This is a genomic window from Clostridium rectalis (genome assembly GCF_900626095.1).
GTDB classification, from domain to species: Bacteria; Bacillota; Clostridia; order Clostridiales; family Clostridiaceae; genus Clostridium_AS; species Clostridium_AS rectalis.
The window spans coordinates 293,351-313,476 of record NZ_UYZZ01000001.1 but is presented as its reverse complement, the minus strand read 5'-3'; the positions used below and the strand labels follow the sequence as shown (position 1 = coordinate 313,476).

Here is a 20,126-nt window from a genome sequence, read left to right as displayed (position 1 = left end):
TCTTATTCTGAGTCTTCTATTATTTGCTTTACCTTTTCAAGTGCCCTACTAGAACTTACAACTATTTTCCCATTATCTTTTTCTATAACAGCTGATCCTTCTTCTATAAATTCATCTGATATAACAAAAATTTCTCCTTTGAATACTGTATTTTGTCTCCATGAATCTATTCCACATTTTATATCTTCTAAGTATATTCCATTGCACCTTATAATTATGGTCTTAGAATTTTTCACATCATCTAATACATTTAGTATCATACTATTTAAACTGTCCCCATCCTTAATCTCTCTTTGAAATACATTCTCAACTATATTTTCTATGGTATCCTTTATTTCATCTTTTTTATCCTGAAGATAGTTTAAATATTCTTCTCGAGCATTTTTCATCATTGTACTTATTTCTTCTCTAGTATTTTCTATGATTTTAGTTTTTTCCTCTTCTAACTTTTCCATATTTTTTACATAAGCTTCTTCATAAGCATCTTTGTATCCTTTTTCTTTTCCTTCCTTATATCCCTTATCATAAGCCTTAGGATATGCCTCTAACTGTATTTTTTCTGCTTCTTGAAAGGCCTTAGCAATTATATCATCACTTTTCTTTCGAGAACTTTCAAGCATAGTCCTTGCTAAATTTTCATAACTATTTATAAACTCTTTAGCATTTACTTCCCTTATTACTTCTACTTCTTCTTCTACTGGTGGAGTATAATCTGTATGTATTTTTGTTTTTCCTTGTTTTATGACGCTAGTATTTTTAATTATTTTATACAATGATTGCATCCTCTCCACCTCTTGATATAACTATTTCTCCAGCCTCATCAAGTCGCCTTATAATACTGACTATTCTCTGTTGTGATTTTTCAACATCCATAAGCCTTACTGGCCCTAAAAATTCCATATCTTCTTTTAAGGAAGCAGCAGCTCTCTTGGATTGATTTCTAAAGATGCAATTAGCAACTTCTTCTGAACATCCTTTTAATGCAAGTGCAAGTTCCTTTGTTTCTACTTCTCTTAAAACTCTTTGTATTGACACATCATCCAATGTAATAATATCTTCAAATACAAACATAGATTCCTTAATTTTTTCTGCAAGTTCTGGATTTTCTCTTTCTAACGCTTCTGTAATATTCTTTTCTGTTGTTCTATCAACCTGATTTAATATATCAACTATTGTAGTAACTCCACCTATAACCTTCATATCTGATCTTACTACTGAGGACAATTTATTATCTAAAACTTTCTCAATCTCCTTAACAACCATAGGAGATGTAGTACTCATTGTAGCTATTCTGTAAGCTACATCTGACTGTACATCCTCAGGAAGAGCAGATAAAATCTGCCCTGACTTATCAGACTGAAGATAACAAAGTATAAGAGCAATAGTTTGTGGATGCTCATTGGATATAGTATTTAATAGCTGATTTGCATCTGCTTTTCTTGCAATAGCAAAAGGTCTAAATTGCTGAGTAGCTTCTGTAACTTTATCTAAAATTTCCATAGCTCTTTGACTCCCTAATGCTTTGGCTAGCAAAGTTTTTGCATACTCAATTCCGCCTTCTATTAAGTAATCCTTAGCTTTGTTCATTTGTATAAATTCATCTAATATTCTTTCCTTTTGTTCTGACTTAACAGATGTTATATTTGCTATTTCATAGGTTATTTTTTGAATTTCCGCCTCAGGTAATTTTTTTATTATTCCTGCAGAAGCTTCTGGTCCTAAGGTTATAAATAGTATTGCTGCTTTTTGAAACCCACTAAGTTTTTCACCATCTCCTACTTTAGCCATTCACTATCACCTCTCATCTTCTGCCAACCAAGCTTTAACAATTTCGGCAACTTGATCTGGTTTTTCTGCCGCATATTTTCTTATTTCCTTTTCTATATGGCTCTTCTCATTTTCAATATCTAATTCAATAGGTTTGAATTTTGGTGTTTCATTTTTAGCTTCCTCATCACCAATTACAACATCTAAACCTTGCGTGGCAAGTGTATCTTCTTCCTCTTCTTCTCTATTATTTCTTCTCCATATTATAAAAGCTATTATACAGGCCATAACAATAGCAGCTACTATACCAACAATGGCAAATAATTTTTTACGGTTCTTTATTTGTTCCTCTTTTTTCATTTCCTCTATATCTTTATTAATCTTATCCTGCTGAGCTGTATCAAAAGGAAGTCCTTCAACACTTAAAGTATCTCCTCTTTTGTCATCATATCCTACAGCGGACATAACTGCATTACTTACAGAGGCTTTTGTGGCATTATCTAGATTACCATCTAAAAGTACAGAAACTGTTAATCTTCTTACATCTCCTGGAGCCTTTATTGTTTTATCCTCTGTTCTTGATACCTCATAGTTTTTTGTATTTTCCTCATGACTACTTGTTGAACCAGATCCCGTATTGTCACTAGCTCTATTACTCATATTATCATCTACGGGACTACCACTAGCTGTATCCTTCTCAGCATTATTAGTGTCCTTTACACTTTTTTCACTTACAACTACGTTTTTAGGATCATAGATAATACTATCTCTTTTTACAGCATCAAAATTTAAATCTGCATTTACCTTTACTTTTACTTTTTCTTTACCATAAACAGCCTGAAGCATACTTAAAACTTTATTTTCTAATTTTTTCTCATATTCGCTTTTTAAAAGTTGTTGTTTCTCAGTGGAATCTGTCATGTCCATTGAATCTTTTTTAAATAAATCCTTTGTTAAACTACCATTAGTATCATTTACCTCTACATTTTCTTGAGGTAAATTTTTCACACTACCAGATACTAATGCAACTATTGCTTTTACTTGTTCTTCCGTAAGTTTTTTGTATTGTTTTAACTTTAAGGTTACAGAAGCTTTTCCTGGGGTAGTATCTTTTACAAAAGCACTATCTTCTGGCAATACTATATGAACTCTTACATTATCCACTTCCGGAAAAGCTTTAATTGTTCTTTCTAATTCTCCTTGTAAAGCTCTTTGATAGTTAATCTTCATTTCAGCATCTGTAGCTCCAAATTTACTTTTATCAAGAAGTTCAAAACCCTGAGTTCCATTTGTCATAGGTACTTCTGCAAGTATTTCCATTCTTAAGGTGTCTACCTTATCCTTTGGTACTAATATAGTATTTCCATCCACCTTAAAATCCTCTTTTTTCTCTTTTAGTTTGTTGTATATTAATCCCGTATCATTTTTATCAACATCTGAAAAAAGTACCGCATATTTAGTCTTTCCAAATGAAAATACTGCAAATACTAATGCTGCTATTATACCTGCCAAAATTACCCCATAAGCTATCTTCTTTTTTTTGCTTAATTCAATCCATTTTTCTTTTAAACCCTTTATCCATTGGGATAGCTTGTTCATTTCTAGCACTCCTTACTATAACTGCATTCTATTCAACTCCTGATAAGCCTCTACTATCTTATTTCTAACTTGAACTGCAAGTTCCATAGACATTTTTGCTTCCTCCGAGTTTATCATTACTTCATGTACATCTACATCTTCACCTTTTATAAAATCCGAAGTAAACTTTTCTGCACTAATCTGCTTATTATTTACTTCATTTAATTTATCTTTCAAAATAGTAAAAAAAACATTACTATCATTATTTTCTTTATTTATAACATTCCCCACACTATTACTTTCAAAAATTTTAGAGTCCGGTGTAAATTCATTAATCTTCATTTATACGTCTACCTCCCTATTTCCAACGCTTTAGCAAACATACTCTTTTGTGAATTGATAGCGTCTACATTAGCCTCATAAGATCTAGCTGCTGTTATCATATCTGCCATCTCATTTAAAATGTTAACATTAGGCATAAGTACATACCCAGATTCATCTGCATCCGGATGTGATGGATCGTAAACTCTTCTAAGTTCTGACTTATCCTCCTCAACTTTCACTGCTTTAACACCTAAAGGTTTTTCCTCTAGTGTACCTGTACTTTTATTTATCTCCCTTTCAAGATTCTCTTGAAATATAGCTACTTTTCTTTTATAAGCTTTCCCATCTTCCCCCCTAGTAGTATTTACATTTGCCATATTAGATGATATTACATCCATTCTTAGTCTTTCAGCCGAAAGCCCACTTGCACTTATTCTAAGACCACTAAATGCTTTTATCAATATTCTATCCCCTTTCCTATCTACCATTTATAATATATCTTTTAGTTGACAGCCTATTATTTAATTGAGAAATCATAGTATTATACATAAGGGCATTTGCCGCTTGATTCACCTTTTCAATATCTAAATCCACATTATTGCCATCTTCCCTCATACTTGATACCTTGTCCTGTTCAACTTTTATGCTTCCATAATCCTCCCCTGTGTTTAAATGCTTATTGTTAGTAGTCCTTAATTCCAAATTATTTAAACTTTCTTTTAATGTGTCCTCAAACTTAACATATCTTCTTTTATATCCTTTAGTGTTAATATTAGATAAATTATTACTTATAACTCTACCCCTTATAGAGCTTGCCTGTAATTCTTTTTTAATTAAATCATAATTTTTACTATCTAGTGCCATATTTTGAACTTTCATAATATCATCCTCCAAAAACATGCCATTTTTTTCATAATAGTTCATACTTATAAATAACAAATTATTTTTTATGAAATTTTAGATTTAATGTAATTACATTTTAATAGATTTTTTCCCATGTAACCCTATATTCCGTCATGAATAAAAATGTTTATTTGTAATATAATAGATTAATTTTATTTTTATTGTATTTATAATATAATATTCATGTATATCATTTTATTTATACTAATTATATTAAATTACCATTACCACAATTATTATACAATATTTGAACATTTTTTTCTATATGTTTTTAATTCTTTTTATATTGAAATTAAAATTTATTTTATACTTTTATTTTCGTACACTTTTTACTTTTATAAATATAGACATTTATAGAAACATTTAATATAAACTAACTTTATTTTACATTAAAGTATGTTAATTATCAAACATTTAATTGTATTATTATTGTTGTTATTTGTATTTTTTTGATATATTATATAACAATAAAAAGATAGAGATAATTTTACCATATATCTCTATCTTTACTCTCTATCTAGTTCTTACATTTTCAAGTATTCTAAGCATGTCTTGTGGAAATTTATTACTTTGTGCCATCATAGCATTACCAGCATCTATTAAAATAGAAGTTTTAGCATAATCCATCATTTCTTCTGCTATATCTGCATCTCTTAAACTACTCTCATTTCTTTGTGTAATCTCTTCAAATTCCCCCAAATTTTTATAGGTGCTCTCAAATTTATTTGACAATGCTCCATATTTACTTCTTGTATCCACTACTTTTTCAGAAACTGCATCAACTATTTCTAAAGCCCTATTTGCAAAATCTTTTTCCTTAGGATCCATTTTTTTTAGACTTTCTAAAGTTTTATTATCATCTATAACCTTAGTACCGTTATTATCCAGTTTATACACCCCTACTTTATCTGCGGATAAGTCGTAAAATTTTATGTCCATTACTTCTCCCACATCAGATCCTATCTGCATAGGCTTTTCCTGTTCACTTTTAAAAAGCTTTACTCCATTAAATTCAGTATTATTTACTATATCCTTGTAAGTCTCAACCATTTCATTAATTTCATTTTTTATTTCCTCTTTATCAGAATCACTATTACTTCCGCTACCAGATTGAACAGATAGTTCTCTAATTCTTAATAGTATAGAATTTATACTACTTAATGCCCCATCCGCAGTTTGCATCATACTAGCTCCATCTTGAACATTTCTTTGAGCCATTTGAAGCCCTCTTACCTGAAGCCTCATTCTTTCACTTTTTGCTATTTTATTTGGGTCATCTCCTGATTTTATAATCTTTAATCCTGAGGATATTCTAGATAAAGCTGTACTTTGACTTTTTAAATTTTTTCCATACTCTCTATATATATTTAAAGACGTTAGATTATGATTTAATCTCATTTACTAATCACTCCATATATAATTTAATTCTTTATTTTTATCGTACTATGTAATATAAACTTAATAGTGGTATAATAAATTCCAAGCTATTTTTCAATAATATAAAAAGGACTACTTTTATACTTTATAGAATATATTTATAATTAGACTTATAAGTATATAATAATACCAATTGTATTTTAAGGAGAGTGATGAAATGGACATAGTAATATTAACAGATTCTAGTTGCGATTTACCACTAAGTTATATAAAAGAGAATAATATTCCTTATTTAAGCTTAACTTGCCACCTAAGTTATGGAGATTTTAAAGACGATTTCGGTAATACACTTGACTATAAAAAGTTCTATAATAGTTTAAGGCAGGGAGAAATGCCTAAAACTTCTCAAATAAATACATATACATTTGAGAAAATTTTTAGAAAATACGTACACGAGGGAAAATCAATTATATATATCGGTATGTCTTCTGCTATTAGTGGTTGCATAAACAGTGCATTAATAGCCAAAAATCAAATAATAGAAGAGATACCAAATGCAGATATAAATATAGTAGATAGTAAAAGTGCTTCTATAGGTGAAGGAATTTTGGTATACAAAGCTATAGAGATGTTAAAATTAGGTGCCTCAAAAAATGATGTATTATATTGGTTAGAAACAAATATATTAAAAATGAATCATTGGTTTATGGTAGATAATCTTATGCATCTAAAAAGGGGAGGTAGATTGTCCTCTACTTCTGCAACCATAGGAACTTTATTAAATATAAAACCCATAATATTTATAAATAAAAAAGGAGAATTAATAAATCCATATAATATTAGGGGGAGGAAAAAAGCAATTAAGTCATTAGTAAAAGCATTTGAGGATAACTTTACTAATATCGAAAATGAAGTTATAGGAATAACACATGGTGATTGTATTGAAGATGCTTTGCATTTGAAAGAACTTTTAATTAAAGAATACAAAATAAAGAATGTATTAATGAATTATGTAGGACCAGTACTTGCTTCTCATACAGGAGAAAACATGCTTTCTATATGCTTTTTAGGAAAAGAACGTATATTTTAATATTATTTGCACTTATTAAATCTTATAGTTATTAATTTTTTATAATAATATGATTAAAGGTAGGACTTTTTAAATCCTACCTTTTATGTTCTTATTAACCATAACCCTGTATGTAAATTTAACTACTTTTTTCCTTAGAACTAGATGAATCTATAAATTGTATTTCCTCAGCAACAATTTCAGTCATAAACTTCTTTTCCCCATCTTTATCTGTAAAAGACTTTACACTGATTCTTCCAAAAATACTTATTAATTTCCCTTTAGTTAAATAAGGTGCCAAAGATTCACACCATTTCTTCCAATATATAATACGTATAAAATCTGCGTCTCTATTTTCTTTGTTTTTATTATAGGGTTTCTGTACCGCCAGAGTAAAGTTTAAAAATGGATTACCCATTTGAGAAGTATATTTTACCTCACAATCTTTTGTAAGTCTACCTATAAGTAATACCTTATTCATATTCTCACCTCTGATTATTTTCTATTAGCGTGACGCTCTTTTATGATTCTATCCAGAAATGAGATTTATAAACATAGACTTAAATATTCTTATACATATCTGCCAATTGAACATAGTGATCTGCACTATATTTTAAATTTCTTATTTCATCTTCTGTAAGATTTCTTACAACCTTTGCTGGGCTACCTATACACAGCACTCCTGAAGGAATCTCTTTATCTTGAGTAACTAAACTTTTAGCTCCAACTATAGTATTTTCACCTATTCTAGCGTTATTCAATATAATGCTTCCCATACCTATTAAAGAACAGTTCCCAATATTACATCCGTGTAAAATTACATTATGACCTATAGTTACATTATCTCCTATTTTAAGCTCAGCATTGCTATCCACGTGTAGTGTGCAATTATCCTGAATATTTGTATTTTCTCCAACAACTATATTATTACTATCTCCTCTTATTACACTTCCAAACCATACACTAGAATTTTCTCCTAAAATCACACTACCAATTAAATCCGAACTTTTAGCAATAAAGCAGCTTTCATGTATATTGGGCTGTAAATTTTTAAATTTATAAATCATATTTTATCACTCCTTAAAATAAATCTAATAAATTTTAACATATTAATAATTTAATATTTTACATTATATAAATATGTTAGTCTATATTTTCAAACTTATACTTTTACAAAATTTATTATATGTTATTTGTATATTTTTACTTTGTCAACAGTTATAATTATTATATAAAATAATTTTTAAGGATGTGATTATATGGATATAGATAACTTTTTAATCTTAGACGGTGCTATGGGATCTAACCTACAAAAATATTCGTCTTACTCTGGTCAAATCCCTGAAATACTTAATATAACTAACCCTACTGTTGTAGAGAATTTACATAGATCTTATTTAAAGGCAGGTTCAGATATAATAACCACCAATACTTTCGGAGCAAATGAATTAAAATTATCTAAGTATGATTATTCTGTTGAAGAAATAATAAACAGTGCTGTAAAAATAGCAAAAAAAGTTTCAAATCAAAATCTAATAGCATTAGATATAGGTCCAATTGGAAAATTAATAGAACCCTTAGGAGAATTATCCTTTAATGATGCCTATAATATATATAAAAGACAAATTATTTGCGGGTATAACTCTGGGGTAGATATAATACTAATAGAAACTATGTGTGATTTATATGAGGCCAAAGCTGCGATTTTAGCCGCAAAAGAAAATTCCAAATTACCAATATTTTGTACTTTAACCTTAGATAAAAATAAAAGAACATTAACTGGAGCAGATATTTTAACTATGGTAAATGTACTTCAAGGACTAGGTGTAGATGCTTTAGGTATAAATTGTTCATTAACACCTAGTGATATGATTCCACTAGTTGATGAACTAATTAATTACAGTGAAATTCCTATAATTGTACAACCTAATGCAGGAATACCCAAATTAAATAAAAACCATCAAAGTTATGATATAACTTGTGAAAACTTTTCAAGTATAATGAAAACCTTCGCACAAAAAGGTATTTCCATATTAGGTGGCTGCTGTGGTACAACTCCTAGCCATATCAAAGCCTTAAAAAATGCATTATTAGATATTCCCTTTAAAAAAATAAAGAATAATCATATTTCTGCAGTATCCTCTGGAAGTAAAACTGTAATTTTAGATAACAATATGACAGTTATAGGAGAACGAATTAATCCTACAGGAAAAGATTACTTAAAAAAAGCTTTAATAAATAAAGATATAGATACTATAGTTGATGAAGCCATTGAACAAAAAGAGTCTGGTGCAGATATATTGGATATAAATGTAGCAATACCTGAAATAGACGAAAAAAGCTCAATGCTTAAGTGCATAAAAGAAATCCAAAGTTCAATAAACATTCCATTACAAATTGATAGTTCCAACATAAATATATTTGAAGATACTTTAAGAATATATAATGGAAAGCCTATTATAAACTCTATAAATGGGCAATTAAAAGTAATGGAAAGAATATTTCCTTTAGCAAAAAAATATGGTGCTTGTATTATATGCTTAACATTAGATGAAAATGGCATACCTTCAACTGCTATAGATAGATTTAAAATAGCTGAAAAAATGGTTGCCTGCGCATTATCCTATGGTATTCCTAAAGAAGACTTATTAATAGATTGCCTTGTTTTACCAACATCAGTATATCAAGAAAAAACTTTAGAATGTTTAAAATCATTAAAAATGGTTAAGGAAAAATTAAAAGTAAAAACGGTACTTGGTATAAGTAATGTTTCCTTTGGACTTCCCTTAAGAAAAAGTTTAAATAGAACATTTTTAGCAGCAGCTTTAATCTATGGAGTTGATGCAGTTATTGTGGATACTAGCTCAAAAGATATAATGGAAACAATAGACTGTTTTAAAGTTCTTAGCAATTTAGATGAAGGCTGTATGAATTTTATAGATAAATATAGAAAGTTTATATAGTTTAAAACCAGCTGAACTGTCTTGTAGAGAATTCTTTAGACAGTTCATTTTAATATACTAAAATAGCTTTATTATAGTAAAACTCTACAATGATAATTTACTGAAAATTTTGACAAGACCTTATTATGCTAATATAATAAAATATATATTAATTTTCACTATTATAATTTTTTTGTAATTCAAAGTACTATTTGCAATAATACAAAGGGGGATTTTCATGGAAAAAAGAATGTTAAAGCCAAATGATTTATGTAAAGAAAATATTAATTCAGCTATATCTAAAGCTAATCTATCTTCTAAACAAATGTTAATACTCGGTATATTAGCTGGTGCCTTTATTGCCATAGGTGGTTTTTCTTCAGCTATAGTCTCTCATAATGTCACAAATTTTTCTATTTCAAAACTATTGGCTGGAATGATCTTTCCTGTAGGATTGATGCTAGTTATAATTTGTGGTGCTGAACTTTTTACTGGTAATTCTTTAATGGTCACCGCTGTTTTAGAAAAAAGAATTACTTTTAAAGAAATGATGAAAAATTGGATTTTAGTATATATAGCAAATTTTGTAGGTTCCTTATTAATAGTCTTATTAATATATTATAGTGGTTCTTTAGATGTAAACTCTGGTAAATTAGGGAGCTTTGCTATAAAAACCGCCTATACCAAAAGTATACTTTCAAGTTCCAAAGCATTCTTCAGTGGAATATTATGCAATTTTATTGTTTGCTTAACTGTGTGGGGCTCCTTTGCAGCCAAAGATATTATAAGTAAAATATCTATAATATGGTTTCCTATTATGGCTTTTGTTATCTCTGGGTTTGAACATAGTGTAGCTAATATGTATTTTTTGTTTATTGGACTTTTGGCTAAAAACAATCCTAATTATTTAACCAACCTTTCTTTAAATATTAACCAACTTTCGAATATAAACATGTTAAATATATCCCATAATCTTCTATGGGTAACTTTAGGTAATATAGTTGGAGGTAGTGTTCTAGTTGCCACTTTATATTGGTCGGTATACAGAAAAAATTTGTGTAATGAAAAAATTGTAAATTTAAATTCTAATATAGAAACAAAATAAAACCTTGCATAAGCAAGGTTTTATTTTATCTTATAGGTATTATTAATTTTTGGCCTTCAAAAATTAAATTTATATTTATAATTTTATTTTCATTAGCTATTTTTTTATAATCTACCTTGAATTTTCTTCCGATAGAATATAAACAATCTCCCTTCTTTACTGTATAAACTACTTTTTTAGATGATGGCTTTAATTCTGGTTTATTATTAGATGCCTTCCCTTCAGTTAAGTAGTTCTTTCTTTTCACTGAAAGATTTTCAACAAATTTTAATTCTTTTATTAAAGCATCCCTTATAGGTAAATTAGTATCTCTCAAGTTTTTAGCTGCTGTAAAATCATAATTGTCTCCATTGGCAGCCATAAAATCGTTAGTTACTACCTTATAGTATTTATTCATATCAACCTTTGAATCATCACATAATCTCATTTCATATATTCTATTTCCAAAAGGTCTACTTAAATCATATTTAACCTTTATCCCTGATACTGCAATCCATCCTACTTTATTATCATTTCCTATCCCATTTTCGACTATCTTTTTTAATTCAGATCCCTTAAGTTCCATTGTATATAATGTATTATCAAAAGGCATTAGCTGATATAATTTCCCAACAGTAATATTTCCCTTTTCTATAGGGCATCTTAATCCACCACCATTAGTTAAAGCGATATCTGCATTAGATTCTTTAGCCATAACCTGACAAACCCATTCCCCAAGAATTGATGGACCACCGTATCTGTCATGGGATAACTCCTTATCTGTTACTGCTACTATTTCATCTAATTTTGATTTAGAAGCTTCCTCATATTTTTTAACTATACTTTTTCCCATTTCATCCTCAGATAAAGTTTTTACTTGTGATGCTAAATCAACTACCTGCAATTTTACATTCACTTTATTAGTCTTAGTATTAAAAGCTATTCTCATTTTCCCATAATTTCTTCCATTCTTTCCTGACTGTATTATAGGAATTTTATTAACTTTTCCACAAACCACTTCGTGGGTATGAGCCGAAATTATAGCATCTACTCCTACATTAGCCTTAGCAAGTTCTTCTGCTTCCCCTGTAATAATATTTGTCTTTTTATCTTGTATAGATCCTAAATGAGTTAATGCTATTACTACATCCGCTTTACCTTCCTTTAATTCCCCACTTCTTAATTTTCTTGTCCACTCTTTAGCTGCAACTTTAAAATCTTTAAAATCTAACTCTTTAATATTGGTTGGTTTACTTTTAAATTCAGTTTCAGGAGTGGCAAGGCCTATGAATCCTATCTTCACACCATCTATTTCTATAATTTTATAAGGTTTAGCCCAGTTTACGGGTTCTCCTGTTTTTTTGCTATAGATATTTGAGGCTAAAAAATTAAACTCTCCTTCATCAGCCCACTTAGCTATTTTTTCTGTTCCCCAGTCAAATTCATGATTTCCAACTGCAGAAACTACCATATCCATAGATTTTACCATTTCATTTATTGGGGCACCATAATTTAAGTTAGATAATGCTGTTCCTTGATATAAGTCTCCTGCCCCTACAACTATTGTATTTTTATTTTCTTTTTTATCTTTTTTGATAGCGTCCACAAATTTAGCAATCCCTACATCCTTTCCTGACTCCTTTACTACTCCATGATAATCATTAAAAGATATTATATTAATGATCTTAGTATTTTTAGCATCTTCTAACTCACTTTCTGTAATAGCTGCCACATTAGGAGTTCTTCCATCTTTAGACCTAGGAATTTTTATTATTCCTTCATTAATAAATTTAATTAAATCCCTTCTCTTTGGTTCACTCCAATTATTACCAATAATTTTCCAATTTTGATTTTTTTCTGGGGTTAATACCCCATTCTTCTCATTAATAATATATTCACCTATCATATCTCTTATTGCTTTACCATTATAAATATCCTTAGCTATTACTTTGGGCATATTTCCTTCTTTAAATATACCTGCACTAGGATTTAATAAATGAGTATTAGCTCTATAATTATTTATTGCTAATTTAAAAACATCTGTATCTTTTATTAGAGAGTTGTCCATTTTTCTCAAATTAACAATTCTTTTTCCTGGTTCCTTGGAAATGTCTATATCATACTTAATTCCTGAAAACATATCATAATTATATCCTCTAACTTTTTCATTAAAAGATATAGTTAAATCTCCAGTTCTATAGGTATTATAATAATTTGCAGACCATTCCATATACTGTTTTAATTGCTTACCATTAATCTCTAGTATATATAAAGTATTATCATACTTATATATTAAAGATGTATCACTTTTTTTTATTTTACCTTCTTTCATATTAGCATCTGATCTAAAAGCTGCCGCCGCAGATATATCTGCATTACCATAATGCATTTGAACCTTATTTATCAAATCAATCATAGGGTTTTCCTCTATTTGAGAGGTTGGAATCCCTTTTATTTCATCATCTTTAATTAAATTTCCACCTTTTAATTCCCCTATTATTTTATTAGCATCTTGTAAAGCCCTTTCATGATAAGGCATTAATTTATCTGTTAATTCTTTATCCTTTTCATAATTTATAGTTTTTGTATCCTGGTCCTGAATCCATATAATCTTAGATGAAATATCCTTAGACTTATCTTGTATTACAAACTTGCCATTTTTCTTAGTAAACTTTATATCTATCTTTGATAATGTCTGAGCTAGGTTTTTATTCTCTACTAATAATGTATTATTGTATTTTACACCATCCACTGGTTTATGTTCATGGGCTGAAACTATTAAAGATAGTTCAGGACATAATTTAGCAAGCTCTATAGCAGAAGAGCTTTTATTATTATATTCTTCTCCTTCCGACATATGAACCACTGCAACTATTGCATCAACTTTATTTTTTACTTCTGATATAACTTTTTTAGTTTCTTTTATAGGATCTTTAACATTATAATCTTTTAAATTTTCTACATCCCATTTTGTAATATTAGGAGTAGTCATTCCTACTATAGCTATCTTTACTCCTGCCTTCTCTATAATTTTATATGGTTTTTCTAGTCTTTCCCCATTCTTTTTATAAACGTTTCCACATAAAGATGTACCTTTAAATGTAGATGATATTTTTTCTAATGTATGTATACCATAATTAAATTCATGATTTCCAAAAGTCCAAGTATCATATCCTATTTCATTCATAGCATAAATCATAGGATGAATTTTGTCATTTAAAAATAAACTGGCTGAATTATCTTGAACAGTATCTCCTGCATCTACTACTATAGTATTAGGGTTGTCCCTTTTAAGTTTTTTAATTACAGTAGCAATTTGTGCCATACTACCAGAATTATTTTCCGAATTTGTAGCATATTCATAAGGCAAGAACTTTCCATGGGTATCACTAGTGGCAATTATTTGAATATTCACTATCTTAGTAGCTGCCTCTACATTTAAAGGCATAAGAATTCCAGACATCATAAATATAGCTACCAAATAAGAAGTCCATTTTCTTAACTTATTAAACATATAACCTCCCCTTTCTACTACTTTTACATTTTTTTATTTTATTTCATAATTTATCATAAGTCATAGCAATATTATACAACATTTACCTTATAGTGTAAACTAATACATTTTATTTATAAATCTAAAGCAAAAAAATCTTAATAATCGTTCTAGAAAAATAAAGAGCATATAAAGCTAATGCTTATATGCCCTTTAAATAAATTTCACTTCAGCAGATATGGAAAACTCAATTTACTCTATAGGATTCCCTTTAAAATCCTCATACATTGGGGAGTTTTTCTTTTCACCTTTATATCTATCTTCTGGCTTTATACCGTCATGTCTTTTTTTATCACATTTTTTATGTTTTTCTCCTTTATAGGATTTCATATTTTTCCACTTCCTAATTATCTAATTTATAACTTCATTATTAGTTTACCTAATAGAATAACTTTTATTCTAAAAACTTTTAAATAAATTAAAATGACAAAAGGTAGGATATAAAATACATATCCTACCTTTTTTATTATTAACAAAGGAGTGTTATTAACTTATTAAAATATCATCACATTGAAATATTTGTAAAATTTTTGTTGAAATACATTCCTATTGCTCTCCATGATATATATATCATGGATATTCTTATTGGCAATTCAACTAAATTTTTAACTATTCTAGGCAAAATAACTGCGTAAACAGCATTTTTAGTTATCATAGATAACCATAAAGTATTAAGGCCTAGATTAACAAATAAAGTTACACAAACTGCAGCTAAAATAATACTTAATAAAGACTTAGGTTTTCTATGAAGAAAAAATCCATAGATAAACCCTGACAAAGCAGCACTTAAAGTAAATCCCGGAAAATATGCCCCTTTAGGAAATACTAACATACCAATTATATCTGCTGCTACTGCTGCTATTGCTCCAACCACAGGTCCAAATATAGCCGCACAAATGGATAATGGAAGAAACCCAAAACTTATTCTAACAATTGGGGTTTCTATTCCTAAAAATCTCGTTAGCACAACTTGTAATGCTATTAATAAACTTACAATCACCATTTTTTTAGTATCTTTCACTTGGCCACCTCCTCTCATAAACAAAATTCTCAGTTTTAAGGAAATTTCTTATCCTTTAAAACCTAGAAATCGTTATCCAGAGACGTAGTAACTCTTTGCTGCCACCTTTAAGTGGCTGTATTAGAAATACTAGTCATAGGATAATTTTAAGAATATTTAATATTCTTTGATTTTGCCTATAGAGAAGTGGCATTGTTAGCGGAATGCGGTAATTGCATCGCAAAATCTTTTAGATTTTTTCGTCTAGTGACAACTTCCCGTTCAACTAGCACTTTACGCGCAACCACCTACTCTAACCAGCAAATTCATTTCTATTCTATTATATAACAAAATGATACAAAATTACAAGGGATTTTATTGGATATTCTGAAAATTGTCATAAAACAAAATTTTATCAGACTAAAGCATAAAACTACTACTTTTTTATCATTTTTTATCTATAATGATGCTATTCACTTCTATACTTGATAGTAACATTATTTTAGTGGTACAATTATTTAAGATGTTTTCTATTATATACATAATTTATATTAAATTTAGGATGGTGAATATAAATGTCTAATAAAGTTATCTTAACAGAATCTGCAAAAAAGAAATTAGAAGACGAACTAGAATTTTTAAAGACTGTAAAAAGAGTAGAAATTAAAGCTGCCCTTAAAGCTGCCAGGGCCCAAGGAGATTTAAGTGAAAATGCAGACTATAGTGCTGCAAAAGATGATCAATCTCTTAATGAAACTAAAATTTTAGATCTTGAAGCTCAGCTGAAAAATTCTATAGTAGTAGAAAGCTCCGACTCTAAAACTATATTTGATTTAAATAAGACTGCATTAGTTAAATTCTATGATGTAGATGAAACTGAAGAGGTTACATTAGTAAGTTCAATTGAAGCTGATGCAAAAAATATGAAGATTAGCATTGACTCTCCTTTAGGAAAGGCTTTATATAAACTTGAAATTGGAAACAAAGTTACCGTTACTTCTCCAGATGGAGACTATGACGTAGAAGTTATAGAAATCATATAATTCTACTAAATAGGACTAGGATACTAGTCCTATTTAGTAGAATTATTAATATATTTTTTTATCAAATGGCTCCGAAGATACATAAAGATCATACAAGACTGCTGCATCTTCTTCAGAAATCTTATTATCTGATAGTTTTCTATAAAGTATATATAAATTAGCATTTAATTCTGGGTTAGATAATTTAGTTTCTTTCATTTTTTGATTTATTCTTTCTAATAGACTAACAGAATTTACTTTAAACTGTTCTTCTATTATACTCAAAATTTCACTGGCTTCTTTAATAATTTGTTTATCATTTGATATAAGTTTTATTGCTGTTGCCCTGGATTGTATTTTTGTTAAAATCTCCTTATCTAATACTATCTTATCTTCTCCCATTAGTGTCCCCCCAACTAATTATTAAAACTAATAACTCCATTTCACTTCTATTATACCATAATATAGTTATTTACCCAATTTAAAATATGTATATCCTTTAATTTTTTCTTTTTTTATTAGAGGATCTCCCTAAAGACTCTAACTGATTTCTAAAATTATTTCTAAAATTTTGTAGATATTTCTCTCTTAATATTTCTTTCTCCTCTTTTTCTTCATCTGTTAACCCTTGTTCTTTACTTTTTTTATAAAGAAAATTTATTCTTTTTAGTAACTCTTCTATATTCATAAAATCCTCCTTAAAATATGAAAATATTTTCACATTATAACATAATATTAATTTCCTCTCAATTAAAAACTTTACAGGATTATAAAAAAACATTAAAGTATATAATATAATATACTTTAAATAAAGGGAGGATTTTTATGTTTAAAATAATGATTGTAGAAGATGATTTTAAAATTAGAGAAATTATCTTAGAAAATATAAAAAAATGGGGTTATGATGGAATGTATATAGAAGATTTCAATAAAACATTTGACTCTTTTGTAAAATATCAACCTCATTTAGTACTAATGGATGTAAATCTCCCTTCATTTGATGGTTTTTATTGGTGTAACAAAATAAGAGAGGTCTCAAAGGTTCCCATCATATTTATTTCCTCTAGGAACACCAACATGGATATAATTATGTCAGTAAATATGGGTGGAGATGACTTTATTCAAAAACCTTTTTCTTTAGACGTTTTAATGGCAAAAGTTAATGCCCTTTTAAGAAGAACATACTCATATTCAAATGTAGATTCTAACATTATACAACATAAAGGAGTAGTATTAAATTTAAAAGATAATAATTTAATATATAAGGATATAAAAATTGAACTTACAAAAAATGAGTATAAAATAGTTTATATTCTTATGAAAAATAATGGTTCTATTGTAAGTAGAGATAAAATTATGCGTAGTCTTTGGGAAGATGAAAGCTTTGTAGATGATAATACTTTAACAGTAAATATAAATAGACTTAGAAAAAAACTAGATGACGTTAATTTAAAAAACTTTATTAAAACAAAAAAAGGTCAGGGATATATAATTCCATAAAATAATATTACGAAATTGTAAGATATACCTCCAGTATTGTAAGTCAAATAAATGGTTTACAAACTATATTATGTATAAAATGTAGTTAAATAAATCATTCGTGTAAATTATTGGAGGTACTTATTATGAAAAAAAATTTTGTTTTATTTGTTTTTCTTATTATAAGTCTAACTTTTATTGGTTGCAATTCTCAAAGTAAGACTAATTCTCGAGAAACCTTTGACACATTAAAAACTATGCCAGAATTTAAATGTAAGGACACTAAAGATGGATATATTACAAAGGACATCTTCAAAGGTAAAAATCTTACAATGGTAAATATATGGGGGACAGGGTGTAAACCATGTATAGATGAGCTTCCATATCTTGAAGAATTAAATAACGAATTAAAATCACAAAACTTTCAAATTATAGGTGTTGTCGGAGACGGATTAAGTAACGAGATAACAGCAATAAAAATATTGAACCATGAGAAAATTAATTTTATTAACATGATTCCAAATGAAGAATTTATAAAAGAATTTGTAAGTAGAACAAGTGAAACCCCTGTATCTATTTTTATAAATAATAAGGGGCAAAGGGTTGGAGAAATAATTATAGGTTCTAAATCAAAAGAGGAATATAAAAATATAATTAAAAAGACTTTAATGGAAATACAATAGGTGATCTTATGAATAAAAAAATCACAAATCTGTTTTTTGTAATTAGTATAATTTTTATCGGATTAGGAATATACCGTGGTGAAATAGATAGAGTATTTATAAAAGCAACTAATATATGTTTGGAGTGTATAGGTATTGGGTAAATGTAAACGTAAATTTGTTCAGATATTGTCTACTATATCTTATAACGGTTACCTAAAAGGTTTTATAAATGGTACTATTTATAAAGGAGATTTCAAAAAAATTTGTGTGCCTGGTTTAAATTGTTATTCTTGTCCTGGTGCATTTGGATCATGCCCCATAGGTTCTTTACAAGCAATAATAGGTGATTTAAAATACAAATTTTCTTATTATATTGTAGGTTTTTTAATGCTTATGGGGTTACTTTTAGGTAGGGCTATTTGCGGGTTCTTATGTCCTTTTGGCTTAATCCAAGAAATTATATATAAAATTCCTTTTAACAAAATTAAACTAAATAAAAAATTTAATCCCCTTAAGTATATAAAATATTTGATACTCCTTGTATTTGTTATAATTTTTCCTATGTTTTGGACAAATAGTATAGGCATGGGAAGCCCAACTTTTTGTAAATATATTTGTCCCGCTGGAACATTAGAAGGAGCCGTGCCGTTAACTTTTATCAATGCTTCTTTACGTACTGCTGTAGGACTTTTATTTAAACTAAAATTTACTATACTTATAATTTTATTATTTTTATCATTAATTATTTTTAGACCATTTTGCAGGTTCATTTGCCCTTTAGGTGCCATATATTCACTATTTAATCCCATAAGTATATATAAATTTAAAATTGATAAATTTAAGTGCACTAAGTGTAATGCTTGTAGCAAAATCTGCAAACTAAATATAGAAGTTTATAAGACTCCAAATAATTTGGAATGTATTCGATGTGGCCAATGTATTGACTCTTGCCCTGAAAAAGCTATAAGCACTTCCTTATCATCTAAAAAATATAACTTAAAAACAAATTTTATAAAAAAGGTTATTCATAAATAAACCTATTACTCCTACTAATTTATTCACTATAAAGCTTATATTATAATTAAGTTTTTTTATTAATAATATAAAGCTTTATAAACTTCTCCTTAGGCACAGCAAAAGTTTTTATAATATCTTTATTATTTAATGAAAGCTTTAAAATTCCAGTTTCCATATTATAAACACAAAAATTCATTGTTATTAGACGTTATTTCTTCTAGAACGGTAGATATAACTTCTGCATCTTAACCAAAAACTCTCGGCATTTAAAACTCACTTAAAGTTTTAAAGTAGCCCTCCTAGTACAGTCATATTATTTTAAATGTATCTGCTAAAAATCTAGCTT

22 protein-coding genes and 1 riboswitch are annotated in these 20,126 nt (G+C 28.2%); of the genes, 8 read left to right on the top strand and 14 right to left on the bottom strand.

Features of this window, described 5'->3' with window-relative positions; translation table 11 throughout:
- Positions 1-2: 2 nt before the first annotated feature.
- The 7 genes from EJL03_RS01365 to EJL03_RS01335 all read right to left on the bottom strand — a co-directional run bounded on the left by EJL03_RS01365 (position 3) and on the right by EJL03_RS01335 (position 5,970).
- Complete coding sequence (locus EJL03_RS01365; RefSeq protein WP_243108590.1) at positions 3-782, bottom strand: FliH/SctL family protein; 780 nt, start codon at positions 780-782, stop codon at positions 3-5.
- The gene (gene fliG / locus EJL03_RS01360; protein ID WP_125152172.1) at positions 766-1,788 is read right to left on the bottom strand and encodes a flagellar motor switch protein FliG; all 1,023 of its coding nucleotides are present in this window, start codon (positions 1,786-1,788) and stop codon (positions 766-768) included. The genes EJL03_RS01365 and fliG overlap by 17 nt, the downstream gene beginning before the upstream one ends.
- A 6-nt stretch (positions 1,789-1,794) precedes the next feature.
- Entirely contained in the window at positions 1,795-3,366 is a 1,572-nt protein-coding gene (gene fliF, locus EJL03_RS01355) for a flagellar basal-body MS-ring/collar protein FliF (RefSeq protein WP_125152171.1), read from the bottom strand.
- 15 nt (positions 3,367-3,381) lie between these two features.
- Positions 3,382-3,687 carry a flagellar hook-basal body complex protein FliE gene (fliE, locus tag EJL03_RS01350; RefSeq protein WP_125152170.1) on the bottom strand — a complete coding sequence of 102 codons (306 nt, stop codon included), beginning with the start codon at positions 3,685-3,687 and terminating at the stop codon, positions 3,382-3,384.
- An 8-nt stretch (positions 3,688-3,695) separates the two neighbouring features.
- Positions 3,696-4,130: a flagellar basal body rod protein FlgC gene (flgC, locus tag EJL03_RS01345; protein ID WP_164508969.1), complete on the bottom strand. Its 435-nt coding sequence runs from the start codon at positions 4,128-4,130 to the stop codon at positions 3,696-3,698.
- Positions 4,131-4,146: 16 nt separating this feature from the next.
- Positions 4,147-4,548, bottom strand: coding sequence for a flagellar basal body rod protein FlgB (flgB, locus tag EJL03_RS01340; protein ID WP_125152168.1), 402 nt, complete (start codon positions 4,546-4,548; stop codon positions 4,147-4,149).
- Between the two features lie 537 nt (positions 4,549-5,085).
- The gene (locus EJL03_RS01335; RefSeq protein ID WP_125152167.1) at positions 5,086-5,970 is read right to left on the bottom strand and encodes a flagellin N-terminal helical domain-containing protein; all 885 of its coding nucleotides are present in this window, start codon (positions 5,968-5,970) and stop codon (positions 5,086-5,088) included.
- A 196-nt stretch (positions 5,971-6,166) separates the two neighbouring features.
- On the opposite strand from EJL03_RS01335, the gene EJL03_RS01330 reads away from it, so the two are divergent.
- Positions 6,167-7,039 carry a DegV family protein gene (locus tag EJL03_RS01330; RefSeq protein WP_125152166.1) on the top strand — a complete coding sequence of 291 codons (873 nt, stop codon included), beginning with the start codon at positions 6,167-6,169 and terminating at the stop codon, positions 7,037-7,039.
- Positions 7,040-7,157: 118 nt separating this feature from the next.
- Here the strand turns inward: EJL03_RS01330 and EJL03_RS01325 are convergent, their stop codons facing one another.
- Complete coding sequence (locus EJL03_RS01325; protein ID WP_125152165.1) at positions 7,158-7,499, bottom strand: single-stranded DNA-binding protein; 342 nt, start codon at positions 7,497-7,499, stop codon at positions 7,158-7,160.
- Positions 7,500-7,578: 79 nt separating this feature from the next.
- Positions 7,579-8,085 (bottom strand): gamma carbonic anhydrase family protein, encoded by a 507-nt coding sequence (locus tag EJL03_RS01320; protein WP_125152164.1) that lies wholly within the window; start codon positions 8,083-8,085, stop codon positions 7,579-7,581.
- A gap of 192 nt (positions 8,086-8,277) precedes the next feature.
- On the opposite strand from EJL03_RS01320, the gene EJL03_RS01315 reads away from it, so the two are divergent.
- Positions 8,278-9,981 carry a homocysteine S-methyltransferase family protein gene (locus EJL03_RS01315; protein ID WP_125152163.1) on the top strand — a complete coding sequence of 568 codons (1,704 nt, stop codon included), beginning with the start codon at positions 8,278-8,280 and terminating at the stop codon, positions 9,979-9,981.
- Positions 9,982-10,198: 217 nt separating this feature from the next.
- Positions 10,199-11,065: a formate/nitrite transporter family protein gene (locus EJL03_RS01310; RefSeq protein WP_125152162.1), complete on the top strand. Its 867-nt coding sequence runs from the start codon at positions 10,199-10,201 to the stop codon at positions 11,063-11,065.
- A 25-nt stretch (positions 11,066-11,090) separates the two neighbouring features.
- Here the strand turns inward: EJL03_RS01310 and EJL03_RS01305 are convergent, their stop codons facing one another.
- The 3 genes from EJL03_RS01305 to EJL03_RS01300 form a co-directional block, all read right to left on the bottom strand.
- Complete coding sequence (locus EJL03_RS01305) at positions 11,091-14,558, bottom strand: 5'-nucleotidase C-terminal domain-containing protein (protein ID WP_125152161.1); 3,468 nt, start codon at positions 14,556-14,558, stop codon at positions 11,091-11,093.
- Between the two features lie 231 nt (positions 14,559-14,789).
- Positions 14,790-14,927 carry a hypothetical protein gene (locus EJL03_RS15900; protein WP_164508968.1) on the bottom strand — a complete coding sequence of 46 codons (138 nt, stop codon included), beginning with the start codon at positions 14,925-14,927 and terminating at the stop codon, positions 14,790-14,792.
- 175 nt (positions 14,928-15,102) lie between these two features.
- Complete coding sequence (locus EJL03_RS01300; protein ID WP_243108587.1) at positions 15,103-15,618, bottom strand: folate family ECF transporter S component; 516 nt, start codon at positions 15,616-15,618, stop codon at positions 15,103-15,105.
- A 194-nt stretch (positions 15,619-15,812) separates the two neighbouring features.
- Positions 15,813-15,915, bottom strand: a riboswitch (THF riboswitch).
- A gap of 257 nt (positions 15,916-16,172) precedes the next feature.
- Between EJL03_RS01300 and greA the strand changes: the two genes are divergently transcribed.
- The gene (gene greA / locus EJL03_RS01295) at positions 16,173-16,640 is read left to right on the top strand and encodes a transcription elongation factor GreA (protein WP_125152159.1); all 468 of its coding nucleotides are present in this window, start codon (positions 16,173-16,175) and stop codon (positions 16,638-16,640) included.
- Between the two features lie 45 nt (positions 16,641-16,685).
- Here greA and EJL03_RS01290 read toward each other — a convergent pair whose 3' ends face one another.
- On the bottom strand, positions 16,686-17,021 hold the full coding sequence (locus tag EJL03_RS01290) for a hypothetical protein (protein WP_125152158.1): 336 nt from the start codon (positions 17,019-17,021) through the stop codon (positions 16,686-16,688).
- A 97-nt stretch (positions 17,022-17,118) separates the two neighbouring features.
- Positions 17,119-17,307, bottom strand: a complete 189-nt coding sequence (locus EJL03_RS01285) for a DUF896 domain-containing protein (RefSeq protein ID WP_125152157.1) — start codon at positions 17,305-17,307, stop codon at positions 17,119-17,121.
- A 137-nt stretch (positions 17,308-17,444) separates the two neighbouring features.
- On the opposite strand from EJL03_RS01285, the gene EJL03_RS01280 reads away from it, so the two are divergent.
- The 4 genes from EJL03_RS01280 (at position 17,445) to EJL03_RS01270 (ending at position 19,798) form a co-directional block, all read left to right on the top strand.
- Entirely contained in the window at positions 17,445-18,119 is a 675-nt protein-coding gene (locus tag EJL03_RS01280) for a response regulator transcription factor (RefSeq protein WP_125152156.1), read from the top strand.
- Positions 18,120-18,244: 125 nt separating this feature from the next.
- A complete protein-coding gene (locus EJL03_RS01275) occupies positions 18,245-18,781 on the top strand; it encodes a TlpA family protein disulfide reductase (protein ID WP_125152155.1) in 537 nt (178 codons plus the stop codon).
- 8 nt (positions 18,782-18,789) lie between these two features.
- Positions 18,790-18,924 (top strand): CD1871A family CXXC motif-containing protein, encoded by a 135-nt coding sequence (locus tag EJL03_RS16745; protein WP_279222042.1) that lies wholly within the window; start codon positions 18,790-18,792, stop codon positions 18,922-18,924.
- Positions 18,917-19,798, top strand: a complete 882-nt coding sequence (locus EJL03_RS01270; protein ID WP_125152154.1) for a 4Fe-4S binding protein — start codon at positions 18,917-18,919, stop codon at positions 19,796-19,798. The genes EJL03_RS16745 and EJL03_RS01270 overlap by 8 nt, the downstream gene beginning before the upstream one ends.
- Positions 19,799-20,126 lie beyond the last annotated feature (328 nt).